Here is a 21,668-nt window from a genome sequence, read left to right as displayed (position 1 = left end):
TCGCCACCCCCTTGATGTCTTTGCATGAGACTCTCTTCGAGGCCCAACGATCGTGATCCGGTATGTTAAGTTTAACTGCCCCCGCCGCTCTCCGTGCCGGCGGGGGTTCTCGTTTGTATCTGCCGAACATCAGCGCCAGCTGCACGTCCTTTCGAGGTCATCGGTGATCCGAGCGGCCAGACCCAACAAGCCCATGACGACCCAAATCCGAATGCGCGCCCATAGCGTCCGGTGAAGCGGCTGGGTCATGCTTCGGCCCTCTCGCGGATATGATCGGCGAAATCCTCCGCCACTCTCAGAAGCGAATTAACACGCGCAAGTGCGTGATTTCGGTTAGCACCGCTGCCGAGATCCATCTCCGCCACCAAATCATTGATTGTTCCCAACAGATTGCGAAGGTTGGTCACGTCAACGGTGGCGTCAGATAAGTCATACTCGTGCAACTCGGTTTTTGACGGCACGGTATTTTTCGTCATTTTAGGCCCTCCCCTTCGCGGACGCCGTCGAGCAAAGGTTTAAAAAGGTCGGTGTCGACTCCTGAATCCGGCCAGCCGTAGGCGGCAGCGGCTTCGGCCAGGTATCTGAGCCTCATGAGCTCGTCCTCGGGCTCCGCGCACCGATGCTCGCAAATAGACTTGAGGGCACTGTCATAGCCGCTGACCCCATCATTGAAGGCTTTGGTTGCCTCGTCATAGAGGGCGCGGCTTTGGGAGTCCGACATATATCCGCGGGTATTTTCGATGGCCTTCTGGCGCTCCTCTGCCTCATTGATCGAGAGGCGGGCCTTTCTGTGCTCTTCAATAAAGCCGATGAGTTTGAATGACGCCTCGAGGTTCCTCGTCATGTCATAGCCCCTCCCGCTTGGCTTCGGTGATGAACTCGTGGAACCACGTCTTAACTGTCGTGATTTGGTCCAGCGCCATCGTAAACAGCTCTTCCATCGCCTCCCGCTCGCCGCCGAAAGCGGTTTCGAGGCTCCGCGCCGCAAGCCCTCCGATGAGCATGAGCGATTGGGTGCGGTCGATGGCAAGCTCAGCGTCGATGTAATCCGGCCATTGACGCGCGAGCTGGGCGGGTTCGGCCATCGATGGCTTCTGGTCTTTCGTTCCGTGATTGAGATTTGGCAAGCCGCTATCGGCTGCCGGAACTGTGCTGTTTGGCATCGTGGTTGCTCCTAGCGCTATAACGATTTGCGTTATGGTGATGCTAATTCGTTATTTGTGGACCTGTCAAACGAAAAACGTTATAGAGAACGATATTCGTTATGAGAGGTCATATGACTCCTGCCCAATCGCGCGCTGGCCGCGGTCTTGTTGAACTGTCCCAAGCTGACCTGGCCGCTGCTGCGGGGGTGGGGTTGAGCACCGTTCGAAACTTCGAGGCGGGACGTTCAACGCCAATCGACAACAATCTTGCTGCCATTCGAGCGGCCCTTGAGGCTGCCGGCGTCGAATTCATCGCCGAGAACGGCGGAGGGCCTGGCGTGAGGCTGCGGAAGTGAAAGCTATTGTAGTTGCGAAAGATTCTAAAGTTCAGGGATCTGCTGGACGAGAAGTAATCCACGCCATAAGAACCGCTAATCTCTCTGCTGGCGGTCACGACGATGAAAAAGAGCGCCGAGCTCACTGACAGAATTGTCGTGGTGATGAGGGACGTTTGGAATCTAACGGCCCCACAGCATCAAGCGGTCCTGGATGAATGGGCATATGAACTGTTTCGACGGATTGAAGGCGGCGATACCTATTTGGCGCTCTATGACATAATCGCACGAGTCGAACTTACTCTGGACTTGCCAGCGGACGGCTCCCATAGGGAAATCGCCCGAAGATCGCAAGAGATAGTCAAGGATTGGTCAGGGCGTCCCAAAGGCCGCCGCCCTATCCGAAGAAGCCAAGGAGGCGTCCCTGGAGGCTGGACGCGACGATGATCGAGTCCCCCTGTTGAAGGTCGTCAGGAGATAACAGATGCAATGGGTCAGATTTGATGCCGATCTGACTGATCGGGTGGACGAAGGGTATCAGGCGTGGAAAGCGCAGATGCCGCCTGATGATCCAATTAGCACCGACTGCGGAACGGTGCTGCTGGAGGCGGAAGTTTGCGGCGGCCAAAGACGTTTTGTTCACAGGAACCTGAAAGCCTAGTGTTGGTACTGCGACTAGATAACGTTTGCGAGATTGCGTCTTCAACTCGCGTCTTCAAATGGAGGAGCAAATGGATACGACCACGCTTCTTATCATCGTGTTGATCATTTTGCTGGTTGGTGGCGGTGGATGGTATGGCCGCGGACGCTGGTACTGAGCGCACCTGATTGAAACTCGTCTCGTCCGTTCGAATGGCTCCCGTTTCCGCGTCTACGAGGGAGTGAGCCAAAGGGCGATCCATTCGGGCATGCTCATGATTTAGCGTATCGCAAATCAAATCATCGAACACTTCCGGCGGTTGGTGGCTAGGGCAAGCGACCTGGGAGGAAGACATGAATTTCATCGCGACGCTATCTGCAGCCATGCTTGCTTTCTCACCGATCGCGCTGGCGCAAGGCTATGACACAAATCGGACTGGGCAAACCATGGATCAAAGTGGGCAAAAGGGCGACTCCAACCCATCTACCGGCTCCAAAGAGATCGGAGGCGCCGGAAACGCCGCGGGTCAAGACGGGCTGCCTTCGCCTAACAGACCCGGCCGCGGTGGCTCATCTGGCGATCCGGACGCTGGGGCGCTTCGCGAGAAATAGATGGACGGCCAGCATAGAGGCGACTGAACTTCGGTGGCCTTTGCTAATTGCCGACACCAAAATGGAGAAAAGGAACGGCTCAGGGTTTTTGTCTCGTCCTTTCGAGGTCATCAGAGTACGGAATGCGTACTAACAATGCGGCTCCGCAACCGCAGTCCGCCAACGCCCTGGCAACGTGCGGATCCGACGAACGCTTTCGATGCATTTCCTTTCGATGACCTGTCCGGATTTGTGCTTCGGTTGTCGCGGGGCTTTTTCGGGTTCCCTTCTCAACTAATGGCCCGGTTCAGCGCCGGGCCTTTTTCCGCGTTGATGGCGGCTGTGATGTCAGGGTGTAACATTCCGTTTGACAGCTATGGGTTGTTGTACTCAAGATTGGAGCGCTGCCCCGATCGATCACGTCACGGAACCGCACGAGCATCAATTTCAGCCTTAACGGGAGAGAAACGATGGAAGTGACAACGGTAAAGTGCGCCTGCGCTGATTGCGTCTGCGTCGTCCCGACGAAGAGCGCTGTCGAGAAGGAAGGACGCTTCTACTGCAGCACGGAATGCGCGGACCATCACAAGAAGGGCGTCGGCTGCCATCACGCGGGCTGCACCTGCCACGGTTGAGGGACGGCCCGAGCTCCTTGCCGCCATGACGTCTCACACGCGGCTTGCCGAGCGGGGATGCGAGCGGCGGTTGAATTTCCCATCGTAAAAGTCATCTTGAGGGCCTCGCGACTAAGCTCTGGCGTTTGTCCAGAGTTTGGGGTCAACTTCATTTTAGGAGCCGCATGAAGTCCGGCTCCTTTTATCGGTGGGAGGACATTAATGACCGCAGTTCATCGCCGCGAAATATTAGGGACCTTGTTGAGCTACGCGGTAGTTGCCGCAGTTGGATCAGCGTTGACGTCAGGCGCAGCCGAGGCCGCGCCGCTAACCATCAACAAGGACATCAATTCTCAGACAGACAATCTGATCCAGGACGTCTGGTGGCGTCGCCGCAGGGTGTGTTGGTGGCATCGGGGCCGTCGAGTGTGTCGCTGGCGGCGTTGGTAAGGTCCGCCAAGATTGTGATCCGGTAGGTTCATGCTGCCCCCGCCGTTCAATGGCGCGCGGCGGGGGCAGTTTAGGCGCGGAGGGCCGCCCTTGCTTTCCCAACTAAAGCCCAGCCTATCGCCGGATCGTCCTTTGGCCCACTCCCCGCTTCAGCGCTGAGCCCGCCGCCATCCCCGATCGAATCACCAAATAATCCTCATTGCTTACCCCCGCCGATTCTTTCGGCGCAAAATGCCAAGAGCAGGGAAAAGAGACCGGTTCCGATCCAAATTTTATCGAAAAAAGCTTCTCGGCTGTCATTTCGGAGAGTTAGCTTGAGGTCGAACAGCGCCGCTGCGATGCTAAACGCCAACAGAATCGCCGTCGCAATCCTGAGGATCAATGCCAGGCGCTTCATCTCCGGGGTCCCAAAACGCCTGTCTCGCGTTCCCGGCGCGCGATCCGCGATTCGAAAAGGGCGGCGCCGTTAGCCGCGCGGCAGCGGGCGCCTTCTTCAGCTAAGTCGATGAAGTTCGATGAGAGAGACGCATGAATCATGACTGAACACTTCCGACGCTCGAGCTCGGGGCACTTCCGAGTCCAACCATGTCTGGTGGAGTTTCAGCTGAGTGTGGGGCTTATCACATGTTGGCGACGCACGCGTGGACAATCGTAGTCTGGTCTTATGGCGCAAGCTATGTCGTTCGTATAGCAATCAGGCCATTCGATGTGGCCGTCATATCGTGAGTCCGAAATCGATGATCGGGCTTTTCTCAGAATTCGGCTGTTCTGCCTGCCTCGCTCCGACGGCGGCTTTGCCATTCCCCTAGCGCTTGGTCAATCGAAACAAGGATAAAACCGATTGCGAGAAACGCCGCAAAGAAAGCGAGCGCATCGGTAAAAAATTCCCCATACCCGTGTTTGATGATTTCGTGGATGCGCCGAAGATAAATACCAAAAACTTCGCCGCGCACCAATGTATAGGCAAAAAAGAGAAGCGGATAAATAAGCCAGAGCGCCGGATCGAGCATCGACAGATTCCCTTTGGGCGCGAACATCAACCAATATAGCAGGTAGAGAATCGGAATTAGCCCGTGGAAAACCCGGTCGACCAGTTGCAGGCCTGGTGCGTCTGACCGGAGCAGCACCTCAAAAACTACGCCGACGACGAAAACATAAACGACCAGCGCCGCTTGCACGCTTGGCCTCAACAATAAAGACTTGGTCCGAGGCCGTATAAACGCGATGGTCGCGACCAGCGCCACGAGCGTAGTGGTTTGGATCGAGAAACGACTGAACTGATCGATAAGCTGCGTCGCAATGGATGCGTGTTCCGACACTGCGTCCTGAATGCTGAAAATGATTTGAGCGCCAAGTCCAATCCACGCCGCCAAGGCGAGCATTCCCGCACAAACCCGCTGAGCTCCAAAGGATGTCGCGGTTTCGGGCGGATCGGGTGTGGGCGAACTTGAACGTCCTGCAGCAACCATTGCGATCTCCATTAGATCTATGAACGCTTCTCTCCGCGATTGATCAGCGACTCATGTCTCAACGGCAGCTTTTGCAGGCATTCATCCGCCATATTAATATCTTGCCAAAATAAACTGATCAAAATGCATATTTATTTCTAATTAGAAAAATCTGAAGACGTCCGTAACGTCAACCGGGCGCTCGGCGTCGGATCCGAAGACAGCCGGGTTGAGGAACCAAAGCTCCAGCCGCCAGTTCCGCCGTCGATCTTCAATGCGGCAAAGGAGCTTATTATGGACAAAGAGCACATCAAGGGCGCTGTCGATGAAATCAAAGGCGCTGTCAAGGAAGCCGCGGGCAAGCTTACCGGAAACGATAAGCTGGAAGCCGAAGGCAAAGCGGATAAGGTCGAAGGGGCGGTGCGTAAGTCCGTCGGAGATGTGAAGGATGCTGCGCGCAATGTCGCGGATAGCGTGAAGCGCTAAGTCCTGAGATTACCTAGTAAACCCGTTGGCGTGCGCCAGCGGGTTTTTTGAGCCGTAATGGACCCTCACGTGTTTTCCTAAAGGACGCATCATGTCGCTCGGACTCATCCTCGCCATCATACTAATTGTCTTCTTGCTAGGCGGGTTTAGCGGTCGCTTCGGCGGCTATGGCTACGGCTATGGCCACGGCGGAGTCGGCGTCATTGGAATCATTTTGATCATTGTTGTTGTTCTACTTCTCACTGGACGGCTCTAAACCAAGATTGGAATTTGATTCCGCCGCTCGGGATGGCGTTGTCCTCGCCGGCGGGGTTCCGGTCGCCAAATGGAACCCGTCCCCTCTGCGCTTAGTTGTCGGGGCAAGCAAGAAATTGGGAGGATATACAATGACCAGAAATCAAATTGCGTCGGCGGCAAGCGCCGCCTTTTTTATCGGAATAATGAGTTCGGCCTCCTTCGCTGCGGGCGCTCTCGAAGGCGTATGGAACGTCAAGGACACCGCAGGAAAGCCCTTCGAGATAACCTTATCAAGCAACGGGGCAGCGAAGGCGACCCTAGGCGAGGGAATGACAGGCACGTGGAAAGAAGACGGCAATTTGATTACGTGGGATACCGGATGGACGACGAAGATCACAAAAGACGGCAATCAATATAAAAAGACTGCCTATCGTAAGGGCCAGTCGTTAGACAGCCCGCCGGCCAATAGTTCTGAGGCGGAAAAGGCCAAGTAAAAGCCAAGCGATCTCAGTCGCGTCTTTGCGCGATCGGAGGGCGGGCGGAAGGCCCTGGGGCGCGCGTCGAATCTTGCCGCCGCCCGAGACGAGTTTCAATAGAAGGGGCTCATGGCCAGGCCCCCGTCACTTCAAAGCCAAGATACCAAGAAAATTGGTTCGTTTCCTTGGCGTTCTGGAGTCCGCGCCCGACCGATGCGACCAGATGGTAAGCGTCGGTGAAGTCATAGATTGCGCCGATGTTGAAGCCGGTTGATTCCTTTCGGCCCACCGCCACAGCCGTCTGATGGAATATTTCGGCGCCAATTTTCAGCTGATCGCTGATCTTGCGCTGAACGAGCCAGCCGACGAACCAATCGTTCTTATTTCCCAGCCCGAACTTGATCGAATAACCGCCGCCTGCGTTGATCGTCCAATCGCCGATGTCTTTTTGAAACCAGACAGGCTGAAATATGCGCGCGCCGCCGGTCCCGAGACCGCGACGAACGTTGCCCGTTGGAATGTCGACCGTCGGAAATATCGCGATCGTGGGTCTCCAGCCGTTCGCATCCTGCTCAATCAAACGATATTTCAGCCCTATCTCCGTGTCGCCATAACCCCAATGGGAGGGCTCCCCCGCAGCGCGGTCGAACGCCAGAGGCGCGATGATGCTCAGCTGCGTGTTGGGCATGACGCCATAGTCGATTTCGACGCCCGGAGCGAAGCCGTTCGCGTCGCCCGAGACGTCTACGCCCGTCGAGTGAGCGTACAGCTCGAAGTGTTGGTAATCGGTCGGTTCCGGGTCATCCGTGCGATACGGGGGCGCCGCCAATACGGGCGATGAAACGAGGAAGGCGGCCAACACCGCCTCGCGTGTCCCGGCGCGCCTGAGCCGCTTTTCGCCCGTGGACGATCGGACGCGCGCGTCCTCCTGCGGTCTGCATCGATTTTTGCGCACGACGTTCCTTTTGCGCGGCATGGCGGTGTGTCTATTGGCTAGCGGTCTAGACCGTCCCCGTAACGAGTCCATACAGCAGGCCCGAAATCGAGCAGGCGGCGAGCACGGGCAGCATGCCGATCTTGAAGCGGAACACCGCCGCCAGAGCGCCCAGCGTCAGGACAAGCGAAGGAATGTTGACTGAACTCAGCACGGGAATTTCCACGGCCATCCCGTGTTTGCTCACGACGCGCAGCTCGCCGAACAAAGTGTGGAGCGCGAACCACACCGCCAAATTCAGGATTACCCCGACGATGGCCGCCGTGATCGTCGCCAGCGCGGCCGATAAGGCTTTGTTGCTGCGAAGCGTCTCGATAAAAGGAGCGCCTAAAAAGATCCAAAGGAAGCACGGCGTAAAGGTGACCCAGGTTGTGAGCAGACCGCCTAGAGTGCCGGCAAGCAGCGGAGGGAGGGCGCCCGGCGCCCGGAATGCGCCCATGAAGCCGACGAATTGCGTGACCATGGTGAGTGGGCCTGGCGTCGTCTCGGCCATGCCGAGGCCGTCCAGCATCTCGCCGGGTTTGAGCCAGCCGTAGGTCTCGACAGCCTGCTGCGCAACATAGGCAAGAACGGCATAAGCGCCGCCAAACGTCACCACCGCCATTTTCGAGAAGAAGACAGCGATGTCGGTGAAGATATTTCCAGGCTCCGCCAATGCGAGCAGCCCGAGGACAGGCGCCAGCCATAGCGCCAGGAACGCCGCGGCGATTTTAAGCGACCAGCCGACAGCAGGGCGAGCGTGGGCCGGAATGCCCTCGCCGAGCGCCGTGTCAGCGTCAACTACCTGCGTGCCGCCAAGCTTCCCGTGCGCATTTCCAGCAAGGAACGGAGAGAGGCCCGCGCGGCCGCCGACATAGCCGATCGCCGCGGCGCATAGAATGATCAGGGGAAAGGGCGCATGGAAGAAGAAGATCGCCACGAAGGCGACGGCGGCGAGCGCCGCCATGATGTTGTTCCTGAGCGCCCGCTTGCCGACGCGATTGACGGCCTCGAGAACAATGGCGAGAACCGCAGCCTTCAGACCAAAGAAAAGCGCCTGAATCGCGCCGACATTGCCGAAGATCGCGTAGACCCAGCTCAGCGCCATGATAGCGACGGCGCCAGGCAACACGAACAGCGCGCCGGCGACGAGGCCGCCCTTGGTCTTATGCAGGAGCCATCCGATGTAGATGGCGAGCTGTTGGGCTTCAGGGCCGGGCAGCAGCATGCAGTAGTTCAACGCATGCAAGAACCGCGTCTCGCCGATCCAGCGCTTTTCCTCGACGATGATCCGGTGCATCACGGCGATCTGCCCGGCCGGCCCGCCAAAGCTCAAAGCCGCTACACGGGCCCAGACGCGAATAGCTTCGCCGAACGAGACGCCATGCGAGAGGGCGCCGTTCTGGACGGGCGCCGCCTCAACGCTCACAGCCTCTGTCATCGACCCGTTCCCGCCTGTCACCCGCGCTTTTTACGAAAATACTGGTAGAGATTGTCGAAGACGGGAGCGCCCTGAGCGAGCCGCTGCTCGTCATCCTGGTTGGCCATTGCAATGCCAGCAATGAGGTGAGCGATGCCGGTCGCCTCTTCGCGCCCGAACTTGCCATCCTTGAGGTCGATGTCGTGGACGATCTCGGCAATCTCCTGCAAGGCCGGGTCCGCGATGCCAGCGCGCGCCAGCAGAACCTCGAAGCTGCAGCGATCGCCTTCATGCGTGAACTCGCCCTCGAACATATCGAAACGCAATTCCCCAGCGTTCGGCTCGTAGCCCTTCCCCGGCACAAAGCGGATGACGGCGCCCGGATCAATGAAACGGCGGATTAGCCAACTACAGGCGATCCGGTCGACATGCACGCCCTTGCGTGTAACCCAAGTCCTTCCCTTGAGCTCCGCGGCGGTTTGCGGCGCCGCCTGCAACGGTCCCTCGCTCATGCCCTTGTCCTCCGCGATCCGCGTTTCCAGCCCGGCGAGCAGCCCTTCGACTGTTTCGCGGCTGTTGGCCCCAAAGAAGTCGATGGCCACGACTTCCGCCAACCGTTTGCGCAAGCGGCCGAGGCTGGCGGATCTGTCGGCATGTTTTTCCGCCGCGTCATCGGCGTCCAAGGCTATGGCCAGCGCCTGGCACTCCTTGGCGATAGCCTCGTAATCTTCGTCCCGCGCGGCATCGAACAGCGCTTGCACCTGGGCGTCGGAGAGACCGTCGATCAGCCGCGCGTCGCAGACCATCGCTTCGCCTCCGCCATCGACGATCTCCTTCAAAAGCCACTCGAAATCCTCCTGCGTCTCGGCGTTCGAGGGCAGCGCATAGACCGTGCTCTTCACGGCGACCGCGCCAATGCCTTGCAGTCGCCGCCAAATTTTCACCCGGAAATAGGCCGGCTTGGTCGGCAGCTGGTGGATCAGGAGCAGCCAGCGCTGCTCTGTTTGTGTCTCATTCCTGTTCATCGGAACATCGTATCATCGCTAAAATGTGATGCAACACTTGTATCAATAATTATTCAGTTTTATCGTCCGCTGGTCAGAAAGGAAAGCTGGCCAACAAGGAGGGACGCGCATGGATCGAACCTCCCAGGAGCCTATTCATTCCACGTTCCGTCGTAATTTGACTTTATCCCCTCCTGGGGGATAGGTATGGCCCATGTCCGATGAACTGCTGCACCAAACCCATCCCGAGATCGTCAAACGATTAAAGCGCGCCGACGGCCATCTTAAGGGCATTATCGAGATGATCGAGGCCGGGCGCTCGTGTCTCGATATCGCCCAGCAGCTTCATGCGGTCGAAAAAGCTATCTGCCAGGCCAAGAAAACGCTGATTCAGGATCACCTCGACCATTGCCTTGAAGACGTCGTCGGACCGCTGCCGCGCGAGCAGCGCCGCTCGATCGATGAGTTCAAGGAAATCACCAAATATCTCTGAGAGGGACGATGTCGCCATTGTCGAGGCTTCTTGACTGGTTCGGCTTCGCCGCCCGCGATCATGTGCACGACCATCATGGCGGCGACGGCCATCTCCACGGCGATTCGGGCGGGCGCGGTCACACCCACGGCGTGATTGATCCTTCCTTGACTACGACCCGTCGCGGCATTTGGGCGATCAAGTGGTCATTCGTCATCTTGGCGATCACGGCGGCTCTGCAACTGGCCGTGGCTTTCGTTTCAGGCTCGGTTGCGCTGCTCGCCGATGCGATCCACAACATCGGCGACGCCGCCACCGCCATCCCGCTCTGGGTCGCCTTCGTCCTCGCGCGTCGCAAGCCCTCGAAGGTTTTCACTTATGGCCTCGGCCGAGTTGAGGATCTCGCCGGCATAATGATCGTGCTCATCATCTTGTTCAGCGCGCTTGTCGCCGGCTACGAGGCGATCGATCGCCTGATTCATCCCCGCCCAGTGACAGCACTCGGGTGGCTCGCGGCCGCCGGCATCGTCGGCTTCATAGGCAATGAAGTGGTGGCGGCATTCCGCATCAGGGTCGGTCGGCAAATAAACAGCGCCGCGCTCATCGCCGACGGCTACCACGCCCGCACGGACGGGCTGACTTCGCTCGCCGTCGTGCTTGGCGCGGCAGGCGTGTGGCTCGGCTACCCTCTTGCCGATCCGATTATCGGCCTTCTCATCACCCTTGCGATCTTCGGGATTGTTTGGCAGTCGGCCCGGGCGGTGATCACGCGCGCCCTCGATGGGGTAGAGCCAAACGTTACGGCGGAGATCCGCCATGCAGCTGAGCATGTGCCCGGCATCGAACGCGTCGTCGACGCCAAAGCCCGGTGGATGGGCCACCAACTCCACGCCGACGTGGAGATTGACGTTAACGACCAACTGACGCTCGCCGCAGCCAATGGCATCGCCAGCGCGCTCAGGCGTGAGCTGCACAAGCATTTGCCGGCGCTGCAAACCGCCAACATCACCTTCGAACCTTCCGATGGCTGCAGTGCGGACCTCGCGTCAGCCGGATTTACGCACGGCCATCGCGACGCGCCCAAGCCATTCCGATTCGACGGAGAATTCGAAGGCGCCAGAGATCATCGCGACGTCTAACGAGAGCGGCTTACTGATCCATCCGCCAGGGTGAGCGGTCCGTCCATTTGGCAAGAGCGGCCTTGGCCCATTCCGTTGTCTTGTCGGTATGGCAGACGTTGCAGGCGTTGGGGATTTTCAGCCGCTCCGTCTCGCTTGGCGTCACGAAGTGAAACGTGTGGCTGCTGACGTTCACATTGGCGATCGTCTGGGCGATCTTCGGCATGTGACACGCCGCGCACTGGCTGCCGGGGCTGTCCGGCGCGTGATGCGTATGGGCCTCGATCGTCGCCGCGTGAGGACCGTTCTGTGAATTGGGACCGTGGCAGGCAAGGCAGACGCCGTTGCCCGGCGCGCGCAACATCGCATCATTGGGGCTGCCGTGCGGGTCGTGGCAGCTGAAGCACGTGACGCCCCGCGCGTACATGAGGCTGGTCACAAAATCATTGCCCTGCATCCGGTTCTTATGCGCCGTTCCGTCCGCGAAATGCGTGAACGTCGTTTCGCCGAGGGTGTGATCCTCGAGTTTCCAGAAGTCTGAAAGTTGATGGCCGACCTGGAAGCCGACAGGCCAGTCGTAATGTTGGCCATCGATCGGATCGGCGAGCGGCCGACCCTGCGAGTGGCACTGAATGCAGGCGTCATTGGCGTCGACGTAATTGAGGCGCGCGGGATTGACGATGTTCTCTGCGATCGGCTTCGCCGCATGCGCGCTGCCCGGTCCGTGGCAGCGCTCGCATCCGACATTCCACTCCGCTACCGTCTTGGTCTTGATGTCATAGTTGACGGAGTGGCACCCGTCGCAGAGAGCGCCGGTCGGCCGCTGCATATTGTCGGGCGGAAAGAGTCCGGCCCACCAATCGGTATTGGGCGCGACGAAGTATTTTCGCCAAACCTTGTTGATGACGTCCCATTGCGCGGGAAGGGGGAAATAGTCGTCGCCGATTTTCTTGAAATAACGCTGCTTCCATTTGCTGCCGTAGACGAAGGCGATGTCGTCCTTTGTGAACGCCACCAACGGGTCCGGCTTTGAAAGATCGGGGATGATGGCGTCCGGGCGTTCCTTCGGATCGCGAACGACATTGGCCATCAGCGTCTGCTTCCAGCGCTGGAAAATCTCGGTGTGGCAGGTTCCGCAGGTGGCCGAGCCGACGTAATGAGCGTCCGCTGTTTGGCCGACAACCCGCTCGAGCGGCGCGACGATCGGCAGGTGGCGGAGGTAAGCGACGAGTTGCCAGAGCTGCTCGTCAGGCTCCGACCATGCCGGCATGCCGGTGTTACGGATGCCATTGCGGATGTGGTAGAAAATTTCCCCGTCCGACATCTCCATGACGTTCATGGAGCCAAGGGCGGGGGCGCGCGGATATTCGCCGGCGCCGACCTCGGTTTTTCCACCGCCATCATACGCGTGGCAGATCTCGCACTTCTGCCGGAACAGCTCTTGGCCTGCGGCGATTATCGCCGCATCGGCGCTCAGCGGATTAGTTCTCGCCTTCGCCTCCGCCGGCACGCTCGCATGCAACAAAAATGTGGCGACTTCGGCCTCTAGCGCCGAATCCGCGCCTCTCGCCTTCGACAGCCCGGGCACGACGGACTGATAAGTGACGGCGGCGATGACGATAAGGCTGAGGGCGATGGCCAAAAGGATCGAGCGGCGCCGGAGGTAACGCATGTTTGGGTTTCGCTAGGGAAGGGTCAATCAATGTCGCGGATACGAATGCACTCATAAGATACAACTGTTATAGAGTCTACATCCCCAGCGCCAAATCGTCCGCTTCCAGAGAAGCCTGGCGGCCTTCCGGTCTGGTACGAGCCGCTCACACTTATGGACCCTGCGACCGGGCGGACGTCGTCTCCGACCAATACGACGATTGGTCGTAAAGGATATTGATCGACGGATTGAATGTTTGAGCAGCCCTGCAACGCGTTGACGATCGCCGGCGGCGCGTCCGCCATATCGAGTCTGGAGGCCTCGCCATTCGCGTTACGACGGTAATTGCGTGCGTTGAAATCAAAAGGTGGCTCAATATATGGTCGGACTGGCGCGTCGGCTTGGGCCAGGCGCTAGCTCCGTCCGCATTTTTGGGAGAGGCGCATGTCATTCGAAGGCAAAGTTGTTTGGGTCACCGGCGCGTCCTCAGGAATTGGCGAAGCGCTCACCAAAGCCATGGTGCGCGTTGGGGCTGCGGTCATCTTATCGGGTCGCCGAGTGCAGGAGCTGGAGCGCGTCGCCGCCGAAGTCGGCGGCAAGACCTTTATCCTTCCTTTCGAAGTCACTGATTACGACGCTCTGCCTGGGGTTGTGGAGCGCGCATGGAAGTGGCGCGGGGCAATAGACCTCCTGATCAACAATGCGGGAATCTCGCAGCGAAGCCTCGCCCTCGACACCCATTTCGAAACATATCGCCGGCTGATCGAGGTCGATTATCTAGCGCCGTTGCAACTCACTCAGCTCGTTCTGCCGCGCATGGTCGAGCAAGGCAAAGGGCATATAGCCGCGGTGAGTTCAGTAGCGGGTAAGCTCGGGCTTCCTCTGCGCACCGGCTATCCCGCGGCAAAGCACGCTGTGATGGGCTATTTCGACGCCTTGCGGGCTGAGGTTGAGACGGCCTACGATATCAAGGTCAGCGTGATCGTGCTGGGCTCGGTCAAGACCGCCATCTCGCTAAATGCTCTTAACGGCGATGGTTCTCGGCATGGGCGATCTTCTGAAAACATCGACAATGGCATGGCTGTGGGGGCGGCTGCGGAGCGTATTTTGTCCGGCCTTTCCGAAGGGCAGAGAGAGATTATTGTCGCCGAGGGCAGAGAACTCGCGGGGCTGCAGGCCCGGCTGCGTGAACCCGAGTCGCTTTTCGCCCTAATGGCGGCGGAAGGCGCGCGACTGGCGGCGCTTCGAGATGAGGTTGGACCTTAACGACCCTTGGAGCGCAAGCCGACCTTACAGCACATTCAGCGGGACCTTGAGGTAACGCGCGCCGTTCGCGTCCGGCTCTGGCAGCCGACCGCCTCGCATGTTCACCTGGACCGAGGGAATGAGTAATTTCGGCATCGACAGAGTGGCGTCGCGCTGCGTGCGCATCGCCACGAATGCGTCCTCGGTTACGCCCTCGTGCACATGGACATTGCCGCTTTTCTCAGCGCCGACGGTGGTCTCCCAGACATAGACATCCCGGCCGGCTGTCTTGTAGTCGTGACAGAGAAACAGTCTCGTCTCGTCGGGAAGCGACAACAAACGGCGGATCGAACGATAGAGTTGACGCGCGTCGCCGCCGGGAAAGTCGGCGCGCGCCGTACCGTAGTCCGGCATGGATAGAGTATCGCCGGTGAACACCGCGTCGCCGATGACATAGGCCATATCCGCCGGAGTGTGCCCCGGCACGTGCAAGGCGATCGCCGGGAGGTCGCCTACTGAGAAGCGCTCGCCATCGTCGAACAGTCGGTCGAATTCCATACCGTCCCGTGCGAACTCCGCGCCGAAGTTGAAGATCTTCCCGAATATCTTCTGTATGTGGATGATCTGTCGGCCGATGGCGAGCTTGCCGCCAAGCTTTTCTTGCAGATAGGGCGCCGCTGACAGATGATCCGCATGAGCGTGCGTTTCGAGCAACCATTCGATGGAAAGTCGTTCGGCCTCGACATAAGCGATGATTGCATCCGCCGCCGTCGTCGCGGTGCGGCCTGCAGCGGCGTCGTAGTCGAGCACGCTATCGATGATCGCGGCCGACTTCGTAACCGGATCGCTGACCACATAGCTAACCGTATTCGTTGGCTCGTCAAAGAAGGCTTTCACGACAGGAGCCGGAGCGCCTCCGGCGCGGACCGCACGCGTCTGCGCGGCGGCGGCGTCAAGGTTCGTGTCTGTCATCGACTTCTCCTGATGCAGTTTAACAATCTACCCACAACGTCGCCGTCCACGCGAGTTATTTCATTGATCATACCTCGGCGACGTCATCATGGCGACGCTAACGCTGTTGCCGCATGGCGGGCATGTTGGTAAACGGGGTCGACGGCTGATGTCGACAGCCGCATCGAACGCCTGGGGCCGACTTAACCCACACGCAGCCTCGTCTGCTTCGACTTTTCTTCAAGAGCGCTTCCACCATGCGAAAGATTTTGATCGTTGGAGCTGGCCAGTCCGGGCTCCAGCTTGCCCTTGGCCTGCAGACTCTCGGCTACGACGTCTCCCTCATCTCCAATCGCACGCCTGATGAGATCCGCGCCGGCCGTGTGATGTCCACTCAGTGCATGTTCCATTCAGCGCTCCAGCATGAGCGCAACCTCGGCATCAATCTCTGGGAGAGTAGGGCTCCACGCATCGAGGGCTTGGGCGTCTCGGTCGCCGCGCAGGATGGCGGCCGAGCTATCGATTGGGTGGGACGCCTCAGCGCCTACGCCCAATCCGTCGATCAAAGGATCAAGATGGCCAGCTGGATTGAGACATTTATCGAACGCCGCGGCGACTTCATCGTCCATGACGCAACCGCATCCTCCCTTGACGGATTCGCGCGCGCATACGACTTGATTTTGGTCGCGACCGGCAAGGGCGACCTCGCCTCGATGTTCGAGCGGGATCCTGTCCGCTCTACATACGACTCGCCGCAACGCGCCTTGGCCGTCGCCTACGTCCATGGTCTTGAGCCGCGTCCAGAACATCCCGACTTCGACGCGGTTCGCTTCAACATCGTACCGGGGGCAGGTGAGCTGTTCATCATGCCGACGCTCACCGCATCAGGTCGGGCCGATATCCTATTCTGGGAGGTTCTGCCAGGTGGATGGCTCGACGTCTTCGACGGGATCAAGCGGCCAGAGGATCATCTGCGCGTCACGCTCGAACTGATGAAGCAATGCGTCCCCTGGGAGTATGACCGCGCCCGTAAGGTTGAGCTCACCGACGCGAACGCCACCCTGGTTGGCCGTTTCGCTCCCACCGTGCGCCGGCCGGTTGGCGAGCTGCCGTCCGGCGGTCTCGTCCTGGGCGTCGCGGATGTCGTCGTCGCCAACGACCCGATCACAGGCCAAGGCTCCAACGCCGCATCGAAGTGCGCGGCCTCATATCTCGCTGCAATTGCTGAGCGCGGGAGTCTTCCTTTCGACCGAAAATGGATGCAAACAACCTTCGAGCGCTATTGGGATGATGCTCGGCATGTAACAAAATGGACCAATGCCCTGCTTGGTCCGCCGCCCGAGCACGTCCTGAACCTCGTTGGGTCCGCCGGCCAGATTCCCGCTGTGGCTCGCCGTTTCGTCGACGGCTTCGACGACCCTTCGGACTTCGAAGCGTATTTCTTCGAGCCGGAAAAGACCGCCGCCTGGCTAGCGGATGCGAGCCGGCTCGCCCGCTAGACAGCGTCCTTGAGGGGATATCCGTTCGGCGTGGCGGATCTTCGCATCACAGCAGTTGAGCGGTTCCGCGAGCAGGCGTTTCAGCGCGGGCTTTTTGCGCCTTGCGTCCCAATCGTGGCGGCGATGGCCCGCGCAAGGTCTACTTGTCCAAAGGGCTTGGCAAGGCGCGGCAGTCCCGCGTCTTGCCCTGGCGGCAGCTCCGCGTAACCCGTAGCTAAGATAATCGGTAGTTGTGGCCATCCTGTTCTGATTTCTTCGGCCAGTTCTGCGCCCGTCATGCGCGGCATGGCTTGATCAGTGATGACTAAATCGATGGCGTTTTCTAGCCGAAGAATATCAAGCGCCTGTCTCCCGCCTGTGGCGCTGAATACAGTGTGGCCGAGATCTTCCAACATCGCCGCGGTGTTTGTGAGAACAAGCGGATCATCGTCGACGGCCACCACGATAAGTCGACGAAAGTTTATGGCGGGCTCCGACGCCGCAGGCTTTTCGGCGTCTCCAGCTTCCGCATCTATTTTCGCCGCCGGCAACCATAGCTCGGCGGTCGTGCCTTCGCCTTTTTGGCTTTTCAGCAGGAGCCGACCGCCAGATTGTTCGGCGAGGCCATGGACCATGGCCAATCCAAGGCCCGTGCCTTTCCCCACGCCTTTGGTGGTGAAAAATGGCTCCCCGGCGCGAGCCAAAGTAGCCGCATCCATACCTTCGCCCGTATCCGTAACAGAGAGGCAGATATAGCGCGCCGGCAACAGATTGCTTCTATGGCCCGCAGTGACATTCACGGCTCGCGCTGCAATGATTATGAAACCGCCATCCGGCATTGCATCGCGGGCGTTCACAGTAAGGTTGAGGAGAGCCAATTCCAGCTGGTTAATGTCGGCGCAGACCGGATCCAATATAAGCGGAAAGCGTGTCTCGATTGTTACCGAAGGGCCGAGCGATCGGCCTAAAAGATCGGTCATTCCTTGTACGAGAGCCGGCACATGGATGGGTTCGAGTTCGAGTTTCTGGCGGCGCGCAAAAGCGAGCATGCGTTGCGTGAGGGCGGCGCCCCGCTCTGCGCCCTGAATGGCGTTATCGATAAGGCTTGCAATTTTGGGATCGTCGGGCAGACGCTTGCGCACGAGCTCCAAACTGCCCAGAACCACCGTTAGCAGGTTGTTAAAATCATGCGCGACGCCGCCAGTGAGTTGCCCGATAGCGTCCATCTTTTGCGACTGGAACAGGGCCTCGCGCGCTTGATCGAGGGCTCGCTGAGCTTCCCGCCGCTCGGTAATGTCGCGGGTGAGTTTGGCGAAGCCGAGGAGCGCGCCGTTAGAGTCTCGAATCGCATCGACAACTACATTCGCCCAGAACCGGCTGCCATCCTTGCGGATCCGCCAACCTTCTTTCTCGAACCTGCTCTCCCGCGTTGCGGTTTCGATCGTGCGGCTAGGCTCACCTCTTGCCACATCCTCTTGCGTATAGAAGCGGGAGAAATGCTGGCCTATGATTTCCTCGGGAAGGTAGCCTTTGATTCGTTGCGCGCCCGGGTTCCAGCTGCTGACCATGCCATCCGGATCGAGCATAAAAATCGCGTAATCGGTCACGCCCTGCACGAGAAGCCGGAACTGCTGCTCGCTTCGCCGCAGAGTCTCTTCGGCGATCTTCCGCTCGGTTAGGTCGCGGGTGACCTTCGCAAATCCGATAAGCTTTCCCGATCGATCGTGGATCGGATCGATGATCACATGGGCCCAGAAGCGAGCGCCGTCTTTCCGAACGCGCCAGCCTTCGTTTTCGAATTTGCCTTCGCGCTCCGAGATCTCAAGCGCACGGCGCGGCAAGCCAGCCTCCCGATCCTCTTTAGTGTAAAAGCGCGAGAAGTGTTCGCCGAGGATTTCCGATTCCTCATAGCCTTTGAAGCGTCGCGCGCCCGAGTTCCAGCTCGTCACGATCCCCGTGGGGTCCAGCATATAAATGGCATAGTCCTTCACCGCGTCGACAAGGAGACGGTATCGCCCTTCAATGCTCGCAGATGACTCGAACCGTTCAGGGTGTTCCATCAAAGCTCCATCTGCTGGGCAACGCTAAGGACATTTGTCCAGACTAGTCGTCAAAACAGGAAACTGGGCGGAATGTTCCTTTGGTTCACTATTTCGCGAGCCTTCGCCATTGGCCCTTTACCGCTTAAGATGGGATATGGGTCCGCCGTCAGCGGCCCCCTTTCTGATTGCGCCAGTGCGCCTCACCTTTAGCCCGAACCTTTTTCCGACATATCCGTTAACCCCGGTTACAATAAGCGAGCGCGGCGGTTGTTGGGCCTGCGCGGTCAATCATCGTCTAGGCAATAGCGCAGATCATCTCCCCTCGCCGTGCGCGTTCGCGTTCGGCAACAAGAAGGAGATTTCGCATGATTAATATTCGTAAGATTATTGTCGCAGCAGGCGCCGTTATCCTCGGCCATGCCGCTGCCGCAGCTAACCCGGTCGGAGCTGCGAATGTCGCCCTTCCGAACGGCGACGCCGCCACGTTGGTGGGCTTCGCTTCCGCTGACGACGAGGAGGGCCTCACCGCCACCGTCACGCGAGAGAATGAGGGATATCCAGACCCGCAGGAAGGCCGTTGCGCGTTGGTGACAGGGCCGTTCCTTGATGTTCGCGGCAATGTTGTTGGCTATCATACATTTAATGTATGTCGCTAACTCTAATCGACGTCCCCGGCTTGACGATTATTGTTGGGCTACGCCGGCAAGCCTACGCTGAGTAAAGGGCGCCTTCTTTCGGGCAGGCGCCCGCGCTGATCCGCGCCGCCTGAGGTCGGGCAGCGCCATCAATCGACAGCCATACAGGCATCATCGCGGCCGCTCACCTCTTCCCGTACGCCGTGAAGACATAATCCTTTGCCGCCACTATCGTATGACACGCGTACCCACAATCGACGCCGCCGCCAAGGGGCGCGAACGCGTCGGACGCGGCGTCGTAGTTAAACTGGGCGTATCCCCATCCGCCGGTGTCCGGGAATCTCTTGCTGTCCTTCTCCATGAAATCAATGTCGTGCAGGGCGCCCGGCACTGTCGTCGGTTCGGGGGCCTCCGCGCTCTTTTTCGCATTCCAATGGATCTTCGCCATCTTAGCGCCGTCGGGGAAATGTTCGCCGTTGTCGGGCGCGCCGGACCGATAGGCCTTGATCATCGCGGGATTGCCCAGGATCGCTTCGATGAGGTCTCCAGTCTGGCTGACGGAGATGGACTGCCAGTCTTCGTATCCCTTGAACTCAGAAAACGCGAGCCCATTCGGCACTTGAAGAGCATATTTATCCTGCGCGGAAATGGCGTTGCCGCTCACGCTGGCAAGCGCTATCGCAATGATCAGGCCGGATGGAATTCTGGTCATGTCCATTCCTCCTCTGCGATTCATAAGTCTAAAGCATTTTCCGATCAGAAGGAATCGTCCCGGATTCGTGAAGCAGCACGGCTCTGATTCAATATGCGTGCTGGCGAAGAAGGCCGGCTCGTCATGCGGGTCGCTTCTCGGGGCGATCGTATCCCGGCTGCTCGTCTCGAGCTGATGTTGCGAAGCAAAAAGAGACGACATAGCGCCCCAGTCGTCCGCGATCCCTAATTGCACTCATGGACGGTAGCCGTTCCTCTTTAGAAGGCGACGGATATCAGGCCGCGCACCCGCTCACTATGGCGAAAGCCGTTTCGATGGTTGCATTCTCGATCCCTCAATTTGGACGCCTCGATGGCTCCGAACTCGAATAACTTCATGGGCGAAATGAATAGGGCAAGGGATTCGCTTCGACCGTTCGCGGGATCCATGAGAACGCGTCGCAACTTATAAGTGTGTAACCGTTTGGCCACGAGAGACGAGATTCTCGCTTACGTGAAGTTGAACTCTGCGTCATTGTTTTTTAACTCAAACAGGTTCAATGGAGGAGTGGTTCTACTAAGGAGAAGTTATGATCCGTCGTTTCTTACTGGCTTCAGTTGGCGCTGTCGCTCTCGCTGGCTCCGCTCTTGCAGCCGATCTTCCCTCGCGCGCTCCGCCGCCGGTCTATTTGCCGCCGGCGCCAATCTTCACATGGACCGGCATCTATGTCGGCGGTCAGATTGGTTACGCCTGGGGCAACCAGAATGTTAGCTCCAGCAGCCCCTTTGGCTTCGACAGCTTCAGCTCGAACAATGATGGCGTCATCGGCGGCGCGCATGTCGGCTATAATCTGCAGTTGAGCCAATTCGTCATTGGCCTCGAAGGCAGCGTCGATGGCTCGAGCCTGAACAAGAGCTTTACCCGCGGCGAAGGCTTCGTACCGGTCACCTATAGCTCCAACCTCGGCGTTCAGGGCTCCGTCCGCGGCCGCGTTGGTTACGCTTTGGATCGCGTCTTGCTATACGCCACCGGCGGCGTCGCCTTCGGCGGAGTCGACAGCAGCATTTCGACCCCGTTTGGTTTTGACAGCGTTTCCAACACCCGCGTCGGCTGGACGGTCGGCGGCGGTCTCGAATACGCGATCACCAACAACTGGTCGGTCCGAGCGGAATATCGCTATACCGACTTCGGTCACTCGTCGATCTTCGCGGCCAATTCGTTCAACGATCCGGCCATTGGCGGCGGCGGCGGTTTCTCCAATCGCCACATCGTCGAAAACCAGGTGCAGGTTGGCTTCAGCTACAAGTTCGACACGTTTGCGCCGCCCGCGCCGATTGTCGCCAAGTACTGAGATCTAACTCGGTCTCTTTCTCTTCAGGGGAAGCAGAGAAGGCTCGGCCGATTGGTCGGGTCTTTTCTGTCGATGGCGGCCGGATCCGAAGCTCGCAGGCCGGACTTAAGCGCGATCGCAGCCGGCCAGCGCGTCGGTTGGCATGATCTGGCCATTTGCCTGGCGGCTCTTTCCTTCGCGCATCGCGCCACCGCAGCCACCCGTCGATCCAATTCG

23 protein-coding genes are annotated in these 21,668 nt (G+C 58.9%); 12 read left to right on the top strand and 11 right to left on the bottom strand.

Going from position 1 to position 21,668, the window contains the following annotated elements; genetic code table 11:
• Positions 1-245 precede the first annotated feature (245 nt).
• Genes WDN46_23745 through WDN46_23735 form a run of 3 tightly spaced genes read right to left on the bottom strand, consistent with a single transcriptional unit; the run spans position 246 to position 1,163 of the window.
• A complete protein-coding gene (locus tag WDN46_23745) occupies positions 246-476 on the bottom strand; it encodes a hypothetical protein (protein MEJ0096305.1) in 231 nt (76 codons plus the stop codon).
• Positions 473-844, bottom strand: coding sequence for a hypothetical protein (locus WDN46_23740; protein ID MEJ0096304.1), 372 nt, complete (start codon positions 842-844; stop codon positions 473-475). Before WDN46_23740 ends, WDN46_23745 begins: the two co-directional genes overlap by 4 nt.
• A 1-nt stretch (position 845) precedes the next feature.
• A complete protein-coding gene (locus WDN46_23735; protein ID MEJ0096303.1) occupies positions 846-1,163 on the bottom strand; it encodes a hypothetical protein in 318 nt (105 codons plus the stop codon).
• 113 nt (positions 1,164-1,276) lie between these two features.
• Here WDN46_23735 and WDN46_23730 point away from each other — a divergent pair, with 113 nt between their 5' ends.
• The 3 genes from WDN46_23730 (at position 1,277) to WDN46_23720 (ending at position 3,345) form a co-directional block, all read left to right on the top strand.
• Positions 1,277-1,501: a helix-turn-helix domain-containing protein gene (locus tag WDN46_23730; protein ID MEJ0096302.1), complete on the top strand. Its 225-nt coding sequence runs from the start codon at positions 1,277-1,279 to the stop codon at positions 1,499-1,501.
• Positions 1,502-1,964: 463 nt separating this feature from the next.
• Positions 1,965-2,141, top strand: coding sequence for a hypothetical protein (locus WDN46_23725; GenBank protein ID MEJ0096301.1), 177 nt, complete (start codon positions 1,965-1,967; stop codon positions 2,139-2,141).
• 1,039 nt (positions 2,142-3,180) lie between these two features.
• Positions 3,181-3,345, top strand: coding sequence for a metallothionein (locus tag WDN46_23720; protein ID MEJ0096300.1), 165 nt, complete (start codon positions 3,181-3,183; stop codon positions 3,343-3,345).
• 1,181 nt (positions 3,346-4,526) lie between these two features.
• Here the strand turns inward: WDN46_23720 and WDN46_23715 are convergent.
• The gene (locus WDN46_23715; protein MEJ0096299.1) at positions 4,527-5,156 is read right to left on the bottom strand and encodes a Pr6Pr family membrane protein; all 630 of its coding nucleotides are present in this window, start codon (positions 5,154-5,156) and stop codon (positions 4,527-4,529) included.
• Between the two features lie 360 nt (positions 5,157-5,516).
• Between WDN46_23715 and WDN46_23710 the strand changes: the two genes are divergently transcribed.
• The 3 genes from WDN46_23710 to WDN46_23700 all read left to right on the top strand — a co-directional run bounded on the left by WDN46_23710 (position 5,517) and on the right by WDN46_23700 (position 6,439).
• On the top strand, positions 5,517-5,708 hold the full coding sequence (locus WDN46_23710; GenBank protein MEJ0096298.1) for a CsbD family protein: 192 nt from the start codon (positions 5,517-5,519) through the stop codon (positions 5,706-5,708).
• A gap of 91 nt (positions 5,709-5,799) precedes the next feature.
• Complete coding sequence (locus WDN46_23705; protein MEJ0096297.1) at positions 5,800-5,964, top strand: DUF3309 family protein; 165 nt, start codon at positions 5,800-5,802, stop codon at positions 5,962-5,964.
• 130 nt (positions 5,965-6,094) lie between these two features.
• Positions 6,095-6,439: a hypothetical protein gene (locus WDN46_23700; protein MEJ0096296.1), complete on the top strand. Its 345-nt coding sequence runs from the start codon at positions 6,095-6,097 to the stop codon at positions 6,437-6,439.
• 109 nt (positions 6,440-6,548) lie between these two features.
• On the opposite strand, the gene WDN46_23695 is transcribed toward WDN46_23700, so the two are convergent.
• From WDN46_23695 to WDN46_23685, 3 genes are read right to left on the bottom strand one after another with little or no spacing between them, the layout of a single operon-like run.
• Positions 6,549-7,397: a transporter gene (locus WDN46_23695; GenBank protein MEJ0096295.1), complete on the bottom strand. Its 849-nt coding sequence runs from the start codon at positions 7,395-7,397 to the stop codon at positions 6,549-6,551.
• Between the two features lie 25 nt (positions 7,398-7,422).
• Positions 7,423-8,835 (bottom strand): chromate efflux transporter, encoded by a 1,413-nt coding sequence (chrA, locus tag WDN46_23690; protein ID MEJ0096294.1) that lies wholly within the window; start codon positions 8,833-8,835, stop codon positions 7,423-7,425.
• Positions 8,836-8,852: 17 nt separating this feature from the next.
• On the bottom strand, positions 8,853-9,839 hold the full coding sequence (locus WDN46_23685; GenBank protein ID MEJ0096293.1) for a chromate resistance protein ChrB domain-containing protein: 987 nt from the start codon (positions 9,837-9,839) through the stop codon (positions 8,853-8,855).
• Between the two features lie 193 nt (positions 9,840-10,032).
• Here WDN46_23685 and WDN46_23680 point away from each other — a divergent pair, with 193 nt between their 5' ends.
• Positions 10,033-10,311, top strand: coding sequence for a metal-sensing transcriptional repressor (locus WDN46_23680; GenBank protein ID MEJ0096292.1), 279 nt, complete (start codon positions 10,033-10,035; stop codon positions 10,309-10,311).
• Positions 10,312-10,328: 17 nt separating this feature from the next.
• The gene (locus WDN46_23675; GenBank protein MEJ0096291.1) at positions 10,329-11,429 is read left to right on the top strand and encodes a cation diffusion facilitator family transporter; all 1,101 of its coding nucleotides are present in this window, start codon (positions 10,329-10,331) and stop codon (positions 11,427-11,429) included.
• Between the two features lie 10 nt (positions 11,430-11,439).
• Here WDN46_23675 and WDN46_23670 read toward each other — a convergent pair whose 3' ends face one another.
• A complete protein-coding gene (locus WDN46_23670; GenBank protein ID MEJ0096290.1) occupies positions 11,440-13,080 on the bottom strand; it encodes a c-type cytochrome in 1,641 nt (546 codons plus the stop codon).
• Between the two features lie 423 nt (positions 13,081-13,503).
• Between WDN46_23670 and WDN46_23665 the strand changes: the two genes are divergently transcribed.
• Complete coding sequence (locus tag WDN46_23665; protein MEJ0096289.1) at positions 13,504-14,325, top strand: SDR family NAD(P)-dependent oxidoreductase; 822 nt, start codon at positions 13,504-13,506, stop codon at positions 14,323-14,325.
• Positions 14,326-14,349: 24 nt separating this feature from the next.
• On the opposite strand, the gene WDN46_23660 is transcribed toward WDN46_23665, so the two are convergent.
• Positions 14,350-15,276 (bottom strand): MBL fold metallo-hydrolase, encoded by a 927-nt coding sequence (locus tag WDN46_23660; protein MEJ0096288.1) that lies wholly within the window; start codon positions 15,274-15,276, stop codon positions 14,350-14,352.
• A gap of 236 nt (positions 15,277-15,512) precedes the next feature.
• On the opposite strand from WDN46_23660, the gene WDN46_23655 reads away from it, so the two are divergent.
• Complete coding sequence (locus WDN46_23655) at positions 15,513-16,754, top strand: styrene monooxygenase/indole monooxygenase family protein (protein ID MEJ0096287.1); 1,242 nt, start codon at positions 15,513-15,515, stop codon at positions 16,752-16,754.
• Between the two features lie 80 nt (positions 16,755-16,834).
• Here WDN46_23655 and WDN46_23650 read toward each other — a convergent pair whose 3' ends face one another.
• A complete protein-coding gene (locus WDN46_23650) occupies positions 16,835-18,793 on the bottom strand; it encodes a PAS domain S-box protein (GenBank protein MEJ0096286.1) in 1,959 nt (652 codons plus the stop codon).
• Between the two features lie 347 nt (positions 18,794-19,140).
• On the opposite strand from WDN46_23650, the gene WDN46_23645 reads away from it, so the two are divergent.
• Positions 19,141-19,431: a hypothetical protein gene (locus tag WDN46_23645; GenBank protein ID MEJ0096285.1), complete on the top strand. Its 291-nt coding sequence runs from the start codon at positions 19,141-19,143 to the stop codon at positions 19,429-19,431.
• A gap of 163 nt (positions 19,432-19,594) precedes the next feature.
• Here the strand turns inward: WDN46_23645 and WDN46_23640 are convergent, their stop codons facing one another.
• Positions 19,595-20,122, bottom strand: coding sequence for a cytochrome P460 family protein (locus WDN46_23640; GenBank protein ID MEJ0096284.1), 528 nt, complete (start codon positions 20,120-20,122; stop codon positions 19,595-19,597).
• A gap of 568 nt (positions 20,123-20,690) precedes the next feature.
• Between WDN46_23640 and WDN46_23635 the strand changes: the two genes are divergently transcribed.
• Positions 20,691-21,452 carry an outer membrane protein gene (locus WDN46_23635; GenBank protein ID MEJ0096283.1) on the top strand — a complete coding sequence of 254 codons (762 nt, stop codon included), beginning with the start codon at positions 20,691-20,693 and terminating at the stop codon, positions 21,450-21,452.
• Positions 21,453-21,668: the final 216 nt, after the last annotated feature.

The sequence above is a fragment of the Methylocella sp. genome, assembly GCA_037200525.1.
In the GTDB taxonomy this organism is placed as follows: Bacteria; Pseudomonadota; Alphaproteobacteria; order Rhizobiales; family Beijerinckiaceae; genus Methylocapsa.
The sequence above is the reverse complement of the archived record's forward strand: the minus strand, read 5'-3'. Positions and strand labels throughout refer to the sequence as shown.

Bases quoted from the DNA above. Each gene is read 5' to 3' on its own strand.
- WDN46_23715 (MEJ0096299.1), bottom strand. From the start codon at position 5,156: ATGCTCGCCTTGGCGGCGTGGATTGGACTTGGCGCTCAAATCATTTTC.
- WDN46_23645 (MEJ0096285.1), top strand. From the start codon at position 19,141: ATGATTAATATTCGTAAGATTATTGTCGCAGCAGGCGCCGTTATCCTC.
- WDN46_23640 (MEJ0096284.1), bottom strand. From the start codon at position 20,122: ATGACCAGAATTCCATCCGGCCTGATCATTGCGATAGCGCTTGCCAGC.
- WDN46_23745 (MEJ0096305.1), bottom strand. From the start codon at position 476: ATGACGAAAAATACCGTGCCGTCAAAAACCGAGTTGCACGAGTATGAC.
- WDN46_23725 (MEJ0096301.1), top strand. From the start codon at position 1,965: ATGCAATGGGTCAGATTTGATGCCGATCTGACTGATCGGGTGGACGAA.
- WDN46_23670 (MEJ0096290.1), bottom strand. From the start codon at position 13,080: ATGCGTTACCTCCGGCGCCGCTCGATCCTTTTGGCCATCGCCCTCAGC.
- WDN46_23665 (MEJ0096289.1), top strand. From the start codon at position 13,504: ATGTCATTCGAAGGCAAAGTTGTTTGGGTCACCGGCGCGTCCTCAGGA.
- WDN46_23655 (MEJ0096287.1), top strand. From the start codon at position 15,513: ATGCGAAAGATTTTGATCGTTGGAGCTGGCCAGTCCGGGCTCCAGCTT.
- WDN46_23700 (MEJ0096296.1), top strand. From the start codon at position 6,095: ATGACCAGAAATCAAATTGCGTCGGCGGCAAGCGCCGCCTTTTTTATC.
- WDN46_23680 (MEJ0096292.1), top strand. From the start codon at position 10,033: ATGTCCGATGAACTGCTGCACCAAACCCATCCCGAGATCGTCAAACGA.
- WDN46_23660 (MEJ0096288.1), bottom strand. From the start codon at position 15,276: ATGACAGACACGAACCTTGACGCCGCCGCCGCGCAGACGCGTGCGGTC.
- WDN46_23735 (MEJ0096303.1), bottom strand. From the start codon at position 1,163: ATGCCAAACAGCACAGTTCCGGCAGCCGATAGCGGCTTGCCAAATCTC.
- WDN46_23710 (MEJ0096298.1), top strand. From the start codon at position 5,517: ATGGACAAAGAGCACATCAAGGGCGCTGTCGATGAAATCAAAGGCGCT.
- WDN46_23720 (MEJ0096300.1), top strand. From the start codon at position 3,181: ATGGAAGTGACAACGGTAAAGTGCGCCTGCGCTGATTGCGTCTGCGTC.
- WDN46_23650 (MEJ0096286.1), bottom strand. From the start codon at position 18,793: ATGGAACACCCTGAACGGTTCGAGTCATCTGCGAGCATTGAAGGGCGA.
- WDN46_23705 (MEJ0096297.1), top strand. From the start codon at position 5,800: ATGTCGCTCGGACTCATCCTCGCCATCATACTAATTGTCTTCTTGCTA.
- WDN46_23730 (MEJ0096302.1), top strand. From the start codon at position 1,277: ATGACTCCTGCCCAATCGCGCGCTGGCCGCGGTCTTGTTGAACTGTCC.
- WDN46_23685 (MEJ0096293.1), bottom strand. From the start codon at position 9,839: ATGAACAGGAATGAGACACAAACAGAGCAGCGCTGGCTGCTCCTGATC.
- chrA (MEJ0096294.1), bottom strand. From the start codon at position 8,835: ATGACAGAGGCTGTGAGCGTTGAGGCGGCGCCCGTCCAGAACGGCGCC.
- WDN46_23740 (MEJ0096304.1), bottom strand. From the start codon at position 844: ATGACGAGGAACCTCGAGGCGTCATTCAAACTCATCGGCTTTATTGAA.
- WDN46_23695 (MEJ0096295.1), bottom strand. From the start codon at position 7,397: ATGCCGCGCAAAAGGAACGTCGTGCGCAAAAATCGATGCAGACCGCAG.
- WDN46_23635 (MEJ0096283.1), top strand. From the start codon at position 20,691: ATGATCCGTCGTTTCTTACTGGCTTCAGTTGGCGCTGTCGCTCTCGCT.